A 5,443-nucleotide genomic window follows, 5' to 3' on the forward strand; every position below is an offset into this window, starting at 1 on the left:
TGTGGCTCGTGTAAAAGAATATGGCCGATTGGAGAGAAGACATAGCAGTTTTTACGTTGGTTTATATGGTCAAACCTGGGTTAACTTCAAAGATGTTTGTCTAGAATTAGTAACCGAATTAATGAGACGTGGGTCCTAATAAACGAAAGTATTATCAACGAGGTCTAAGGGCTAGATTACTTATAGAGTCTGCGTTTTAGATTATTTCGTCGCCCCCTCAGAGACATAACAAGGAATATAGCTCTCATTTTTCGTAAAAAACACTCCTAGTCATTAATATTAAGTTTCATGAAAAAATATTTTTAAAAAATAATTTTATGACTAAATATTATCAGGGTAAGCTCATCTAATAGACATCTCCAAAAAATAAAAAACTTAGATTTGCTTTATGTTATAATAGAATTTAAATCTCCTGTTAACTTTTAAGAATCATTACAATTATCAGTTATATTAAACGTAATCCAAAGTCAACAAAGAGATTGATAGGATTAAGTTATCAACAACTCGAACAACTCCTTGAAAAAGGTCAGGAATACCACCATAAAAAAAAGTCAGAGCTGGCTAAATCAGAACGGAGATTAATAAAAGCTGGTGGTGGAAGAAAAAGCCTTTTAACTACAGAGTAACAAATCATTTTAACCTTATATTATTTACATAATAATCCTACCTTTGAAATCTTAGGAATTCATTGTCTTGATGCAGTCGCTCATGGGGGAAACCACGGCAGTCGCTCATGGGGGGGACCCCCAAGACCGCGCTGCCTTCCCAAGACCGCGCTGCATCGCTTCAATGTGTGCGAATCTACAGCTAACAATGTTTTTCATTATTGGCTGAATATTTTGAGTGAGCTCTTACCTAGCAGCTTGCTAGAACAAGTAAAAAAAAATCCAAGTGACGAGAAATGGGTCAAGGAAATTTTAACAGAATTAGAATTAATTGTAGATAGCTGTGAACAAGATAGAGAAAGACCTTCATCTTATGAAGAACAAAAAAGTATTACTCCGGCAAAAAGAAAAGACACACTTTTAAAATTCAAATAATTACGACTCCAAATGGGCAAGAAATAGTTGATGTTATAGTAGGACATCCTGGACCTAAAAGTGATATTGTTTTATGGCGAGAACAGTCAAAAAACTTAGCAGATACTCAAAGGTATAACGGCGATAAAGCTTACTTTGGAGAAGAGAGAATAAAAACCCCAAAAAAGAAACCAATAAATCAAGAAATGCCCCCAGAAATTAAGCGGTGCGACCCCGGCGAGGTTTCCTCGCCAAGGGAACGCGCACCAAGAGAAGAAGATAATAAGAAAAAATCTCGGGAGCGAATTTTTGTGGAACACCTGATCAGGGTTATAAAAATATTTAGAGTTGCTTCGGATAAATTTCGCCTAAATAGCCAAAATTATTCAAAAGTTATTTTGACAGTTTGCGGTTTAGTAAGACTCACGGGTGCTTTGATTTTAAGTAATTGTTAGCATCAGTTTTTGTTAAACAAATTAGATATTTAGTTAAGAAGTTTTAGGTTTATTTTTATCAATAAATCTTGACAAGTCTTATTATTTCGTTGAAAGGTGTCACATTTGTGAATGATCGCAAGCATCTCAAAGCTAGTGATAGAATTGCTTTGCAATTCCTGGAGATGTCTAATGCAGCACCAGAGCGATTTCACCGTTTAATTAAAATTTGGGTTGATGGTGGTTATCGAGCGTTGGCTTGATGAGGTGGGTTATGGATGTCTATGGTTGGATTTTAGAAACTGTTATGCGCTCAGATACTGTCAAAGGTTTTGAGGTCTTAGCAAGACGTTGGGTTGTGGAACGGACTTTCGGATGGTTCAACTGGTGTCGTCGTCGAGCGCAAAGATTATGAAGTTCTACCAGCAACTTCTGAAACCATGATTCGAGTTGCCATGATTCGGATTATGCTTAGACGTTTAGCGTAGTCAATCACTTTTCAGACATCCTCTCACCCCTTGAGACTTTTTTGACTAAATTAGACATCTCCAAAAATCCATAACCCCTGACTGCCTGACAGAAGTGCTCGAAAGCCTACAAGAACGGGATCTTTAAAAGCTCAGCTTATGCCCGCACTCGGACTAGGATTCGTTGGTGTTCGCGTAGCGTCGGGCTTTGCCCGAATCGCTACCGACAATCCAAGGGCTATCGAGATCTTCAACTGTTTGCCGGAGCACCCTTGGTGCTGGGGACAAGGTTTTGAGTCAAAAAGGGTAGAGTGGCTTGAGTTGCTAGAGTTACTACAAAAACAGCCTTTTCTGATGTCAAACTCTACCCGTCTCTATAGTCAACTATTGGACCTCCTGCGCTGGGGGGGCGACAAGTCGTTTAGCTGTCCGGCAAAAGAAGCCCCACACCTAATGCGTAGCATAGGTGTGGGATGAATTTTGCACAGGGTATGTATGGAATGCTATAATATATGTACTGATAAACAAAGCCGAAAATGCTGGTTTATCAGCTATTTACAGCGCGAAAAAAATCGAATTTTTGTATTGTTCCGGCGCGGAGGGGCATCCCGTGTCGTTAATAAAGCTTGCCGAGTATCCGAACCGTTGGGTGGAGTTGGCAAGAAGCCCACACTGTAATCTCTGATGAGCGTGTGGGAGTATGTCACAAAGCAGAGTGGATAAGCTCTGCCGCCGATTTACCTTTGAGATAATAAGGCAATTTATGGAGGGAAAAACAGAGTAATTCTTGAATTACATCATCGAAAAAAGTTAAATTTTCTAGCCAGTTGTGACCATGTTGTCCAGTAGAAAAACTCGACGGTGCGCTTTCCAATGGCCGGGAAACCCGGCCTTGGGTCGCACCGCTATGTCTTGGGTAACGTCGTTTAGACTCGCTCGGACGAGTTACATATTTAGCAACCCCTTTACTTTTAATATTTTGTCCTGCAATAGTTGCACAACTGTAAGCTAAAGTGATTAATAAAATTAACGAAATTAATCTTTGTGAACTTAGTTGAGTACTTTCGAGATTATACCCGCCTAATTTCAAATCTCTAAACATTTCCTCAATTCCCATTCTTTTAGCATAAGCTGATGTCGCCAATGATAAACTCTCAAGATTCGTGAGAATAAACCAAGGTTCTTTACTGGACAAACCCTTATAGTTTCTTTTCCATTTAGCCGCCAGACATAAACCTCCAAATCCCTTGGTTTTAGTAACCTTTACTCCTAGGTAATACACCGACATTCCTGGCACTAAACCTAAGTCACTTAATGGGAACCAAATTTTATATTCTAACTCCACATATTCATTCTTTTTTAATCTCAGACTGACCTAGACCTGTTTCTCTTGGGATAACCATCTTGCTAAATCTACACCACAAAATTCCCGGTCACCTAACACGACTATTTTCTAGTTATTTAATAGTTCTAAAACTGGTGATAGAACAAGTTGTTGTTCCGCTAAGTTACTACTACCTTTTTTCTCTAATAGACAAAAGTATACCGGTATGGCTCGCTTTTTATATACGAGGCTTACCATTAATAAATTTATCCCTCGCCACTGACTTCTATCTATGACAAGATAGATGAATTATCCCGATTTATATTCGGTTTTTATCCAGAGTTCAATAATGGGAAACCACAAGGACTCTATCTTAAATTGTTTCGCTGACAATAATCTTTGTAGTTTCTTCACCCTACTTCTTAAGAGTATGGGATAGGGAAAGCAACGAGCTAGTTCTTCTAACCTTACCGTTTTAACGTTTTGAAGTAAGTTAATCAATATTACTACAATTAGATATTGAGGATAACTGAAGTGTTTCTTGAGATGTGTGGTGTATAATTCGGATAGTTGAATCATCTTTTTTCAACAATTAGTTATTATTGAGAATGACCTCTCATCTTTTGGGAGGTTATTTCCCTTAATCCCTTATCCTACCTGCTTTTTGCCCTTACTTGTCGCCCCCCCAGGATGTTTTTACAAAGATGAGATGCACCCAATTTAATTCGCCTACGGAAAGCGCACCTAGGGAAAGATTAATCGCTTGTCGCAACCCTTTAACAGCCGAATCTCAATCCCAAAAACGAGAAAAACTCTTACAGAAAACTGAAGAAGAATTAGAAAAAATTGTCCGGGCTACTCAAAGAAAGAAAAGACCCCTAAAAGGGGCTGATCAAATTGGCATCCGAGTCGGAAAGGTAATTAATAAGTATCTGCTCGGAAAATTTTTTCATCTGGAAATCGGTGACAATAGCTTTTCTTACTCTCGCAAGTCACAAGAACTCAAAGTTGCCGCAGCTAAGGATGGATTGTATGTGATTCGTACATCCGTAGAGGCAGAAGTTTTAGATGCTCCAAATACGGTAAAAGCTTATAAAAGTCTCTCTCAAGTTGAACAAGCTTTTCGCTCTTATAAGACTGTGGATTTAAAAGTCCGTCCAATTTATCATCACCTTGAAAGCCGAGTGAAATCTCACGTTTTTCTTTGTATGCTGGCTTATTATGTGGAATGGCACATGAAACAAGCTAATGGGCCGATTTTGTTTGAGGATGAGGATGACACTGCGATCAATTGGGATGGGGTAACTCCTGTCAAACGTTCAAAAAACGCTTTATCCAAAGCTCGTAGGAAGAAGACATCGGAGAACTTACCGGTACATAGCTTTTCAACTTTGATGGCCGATCTGGGGACAATTACTCTCAATACTATTACTGCTAAATTAGAGGGAAATTCTCTAACTTTTTCCAAGGTTACTCAACCCACACAAGTCCAACAAAAAGCTTTGGATTTGCTTAATGTTTCCCTGTTTGTACCCAGTAAGTAACTTCCCGAAAATCTCTAATCCCAAATCCAGCATAGGTTGTGCCGTTTTGTCAAAGGGGAACTTCAGTCACAATGCCAAAACGACCCATCGCTAAAACCACTCCTTGAGGTTTGCTCAGATGGGGCATTTTTTTAGTCACTGTCCAAGAGCCATTTTTGGTACTCTTGATTCTTATTCATGGCTGTGTTCTCCTAGTGGCGATATATACACGTGGGAATCCCTCAATCGCTTCTGAGCAATTTTACGTTCCGTCTCATTATCACTTACTGGGAAATGCGCTAACGCTACTTCATCTACTTTTCCTTCGTGAGTCAAAGGTAAACTTGATACAGGAACATAAGCTCCTGGCATCATGTATGGAGGTAACTGTTGTTGAATTTGGGAGTCTAATTGTTGGGGGTTCCAAACTCCCGCCACCACAACATAAGCTACTAGGAATGTTTGATTAGCTAATACATAAGCTTGTTCTACTCCAGGAGCTGATAATAGGGCGGTTTCTATGTCCGCTAGTTCTATTCGCTTTCCTTGAATCCATATGTGCCGTTGTTTAGCGCCGACTATTTCTAGATAACCTTGGTTGTGATAACGACCTATGTCTCCTGTTTGGAATAGTTTACCTAATTCAGGGTGTTCAATAAATTTCTGTGATATCTGA

General features: G+C 39.2%; 8 protein-coding genes and 3 pseudogenes. 8 read left to right on the forward strand and 3 right to left on the reverse strand.

All coding sequences use genetic code 11. The annotated features are described in order from the left end of the window. From F6J99_RS41400 to F6J99_RS41430, 7 genes and pseudogenes are all read left to right on the forward strand, one after another. A pseudogene (locus tag F6J99_RS41400) lies at positions 1-200 on the forward strand (IS4 family transposase); the annotation flags it as partial. Positions 201-479: 279 nt separating this feature from the next. After that, positions 480-626 carry a hypothetical protein gene (locus F6J99_RS41405; RefSeq protein ID WP_293122323.1) on the forward strand — a complete coding sequence of 49 codons (147 nt, stop codon included), beginning with the start codon at positions 480-482 and terminating at the stop codon, positions 624-626. Positions 627-708: 82 nt separating this feature from the next. Then, positions 709-834: a hypothetical protein gene (locus F6J99_RS41410; RefSeq protein WP_293122325.1), complete on the forward strand. Its 126-nt coding sequence runs from the start codon at positions 709-711 to the stop codon at positions 832-834. A 5-nt stretch (positions 835-839) separates the two neighbouring features. After that, entirely contained in the window at positions 840-1,040 is a 201-nt protein-coding gene (locus tag F6J99_RS41415) for a hypothetical protein (protein WP_293122328.1), read from the forward strand. Further along, positions 1,040-1,474, forward strand: a complete 435-nt coding sequence (locus tag F6J99_RS41420; protein WP_293122343.1) for a transposase family protein — start codon at positions 1,040-1,042, stop codon at positions 1,472-1,474. The genes F6J99_RS41415 and F6J99_RS41420 overlap by 1 nt, the downstream gene beginning before the upstream one ends. Before the next feature lie 89 nt (positions 1,475-1,563). Next, complete coding sequence (locus F6J99_RS41425; RefSeq protein WP_293122331.1) at positions 1,564-1,716, forward strand: hypothetical protein; 153 nt, start codon at positions 1,564-1,566, stop codon at positions 1,714-1,716. A 23-nt stretch (positions 1,717-1,739) separates the two neighbouring features. Next, positions 1,740-1,941 (forward strand): annotated as a pseudogene (locus F6J99_RS41430) (transposase); the annotation flags it as partial. Positions 1,942-2,623: 682 nt separating this feature from the next. Here the strand turns inward: F6J99_RS41430 and F6J99_RS41435 are convergent. Then, positions 2,624-3,265 carry a hypothetical protein gene (locus tag F6J99_RS41435; RefSeq protein ID WP_293122334.1) on the reverse strand — a complete coding sequence of 214 codons (642 nt, stop codon included), beginning with the start codon at positions 3,263-3,265 and terminating at the stop codon, positions 2,624-2,626. Positions 3,266-3,553: 288 nt separating this feature from the next. After that, complete coding sequence (locus tag F6J99_RS41440; protein WP_293122337.1) at positions 3,554-3,823, reverse strand: hypothetical protein; 270 nt, start codon at positions 3,821-3,823, stop codon at positions 3,554-3,556. A gap of 125 nt (positions 3,824-3,948) precedes the next feature. On the opposite strand from F6J99_RS41440, the gene F6J99_RS41445 reads away from it, so the two are divergent. Further along, positions 3,949-4,788: a hypothetical protein gene (locus F6J99_RS41445; protein WP_293122340.1), complete on the forward strand. Its 840-nt coding sequence runs from the start codon at positions 3,949-3,951 to the stop codon at positions 4,786-4,788. 171 nt (positions 4,789-4,959) lie between these two features. On the opposite strand, the pseudogene F6J99_RS41450 reads toward F6J99_RS41445, so the two are convergent. Continuing rightward, positions 4,960-5,443: pseudogene (locus tag F6J99_RS41450) on the reverse strand (hypothetical protein); the annotation flags it as partial.

It is taken from the genome of Moorena sp. SIO4G3 (genome assembly GCF_010692305.1).
Classification (GTDB): Bacteria; Cyanobacteriota; Cyanobacteriia; order Cyanobacteriales; family Coleofasciculaceae; genus Moorena; species Moorena producens_A.